Source organism: Ignavibacteria bacterium, assembly GCA_025612375.1.
Classification (GTDB): Bacteria; Bacteroidota; Ignavibacteria; order Ignavibacteriales; family SURF-24; genus JAAXKN01.
This window is the reverse complement of record JAAXKN010000109.1, coordinates 1-1,935: the sequence shown is the minus strand read 5'-3', so window position 1 is coordinate 1,935 and position 1,935 is coordinate 1. Positions and strand designations below refer to the sequence as shown.

Genomic DNA, 1,935 nt, shown 5'->3' with positions numbered 1-1,935 from the left:
AAGTAGAGTAGATGACTGGTTTGAGGCTATCGCCCCAGCCACCCCTCATCGAACCGTGCGTGACCTTTTCGATCACACGGCTCTCCGATGCCCTTCACCGTCGGCATTCGCATTGCGAATCTTGACTACGGTTGCCAGAGATTTGAGTCCTCGATCTTGGAACCATCCGTGGGTGTAGCGCCCCACATGGTACTTCGACAACACTTTGTGCTTCTTGTTCAAGAACAAGCGCAGGCTGCCCTCGATGTACCAGTCCAGGTCCGCGAACCGCCAGTAGTCAGTGCCATACCCGTAGTAGGTGGCCCATCCTTCAATCTTGCGGTTGAGTTCCTGGATGAGCGTGGTTACCGACTCTTTCAGCCGGTGGCGCGGCCCGGTTACCCCTTTCACCTTCTGCCGGATCGCTCGTTCCGCTTTCCGACTCGGCCAGTGATTTGGGTAGTACCAATTCTTCGTACGGGCTTTTACCTTTCGGAAGTGAAATCCGAGGAAATCGAACCCCTTTTGCCCTTCCCAGAGGCAGACCAGTTTGGTCTTCTCCGGGTGGAGTTGCAGTTTCAGGCGCTCCAGCAGTATCCTGATTCCCTTCATGGCCCGTTCCGCTTCCCGCCGTGTATGGCTGAGTACTACGAAGTCGTCCGCGTAGCGAATCAGGGTTCCGAGATGCTTTCCCTGCTCCTCCCATGTCTCGTCAAGGTAGTTCAGATAGATGTTTGCCAGGAGCGGGGAGATGACGCCGCCTTGCGGCGTGCCCAGGACAGTGTCCCGGACCTCCCCATCCTCCATGACTCCTGCGCTCAGCCACTGACGGATGAGCTTCAGGATTCGGCGGTCGCTGATGCGCCGTTCCACCTTCTCCATGAGGAGACCGTGGTCGATATTGTCGAAGAAGCCGACGATATCCGCGTCGATGACGTAGTGCGCCCACCTCATGCCTTCCTGGATCGCCTTAACCGCCTGGTGCCCCGACCGTTTCGGCCGGAACCCATGCGAACACTCCCGAAAGTCCGCTTCGAATACAGGCTCGATGACGATCTTCGTCGCCATCTGCACGATTCTATCGCGGACTGCGGGGATGCCGAGCGGTCTGAACCGTCCGTCCGGCTTGGGGATATGCCGCCGCCGCACGGGTTGCGGGCGGTACTCCCCTTTCCAGAGCGTGTGGCGAATCTCAAGTAGGATTAGGTTCACGCCGTACTCCTCGATTTGCTTCAGGGTCTCCCCGTCCACTCCCGCGGCTCCGTCGTTCTCCTTGACCCGCTCCCAGGCCCGCTGCAGTACATCCATCCGATATACCTTGTCGTACAGGGCATGAAACCGTCGTACACGATTCTGCTTGGCCGTTCGGTACAGCACCCTCTGGAGTTCTCGAACTTTGTCACTGGTGTTGTTAGCGGACGTCTCCGCATTCACTCGCTCTTACCTCCATCCGATGCGTGGACAAAGCAGGGGTCCTTCCCTCCGGCGGGTTCTGTTGTCCTCGCCTTCCTCGGTACTATAACCCCCTCCGACTCCCTCCCGGCTGGTCGCCCTTTCGCCTCTCGGTTTATAGGCCCCCGTGCTTCCCGGCTTTCGCCGGGGCCGGGGAGGGTCTCCCCAGTTCCTCACTCTGCTTTCCTGGCATGCCGCTCTCCTTACGCCGGAGGGTTCTTGGGCGCTGCTTTCCAAGCTCTTTGCGCCTTCCATGGCCTTCGCCTTCACGGAACAGGCTCGGCTCCCTCTTGTCCCCTTGCGGGGTGTTTCTTGACGACGCTGCAAGATTCACTTGATGTTACGGCCTGTCAGTTTGCTAGCCCCACATGGGGACGTTGTCACGGCGCTTCAGCGCTGGGATTTCTCCTCACACTGGCCGTCAGCTACGGGGCGGCTTGGTCCTTACCCCGACCGGACTTGCACCGGCTAGCAGAAGCGAAGCTTACCTGGGCGCGCTCCGTG

Annotated in this window: 1 protein-coding gene; it reads right to left on the bottom strand. The window is 59.3% G+C overall.

Going from position 1 to position 1,935, the window contains the following annotated elements:
• Positions 1-72 precede the first annotated feature (72 nt).
• Positions 73-1,413 carry a group II intron reverse transcriptase/maturase gene (gene ltrA / locus HF312_21515; protein ID MCU7522790.1) on the bottom strand — a complete coding sequence of 447 codons (1,341 nt, stop codon included), beginning with the start codon at positions 1,411-1,413 and terminating at the stop codon, positions 73-75.
• Positions 1,414-1,935: the final 522 nt, after the last annotated feature.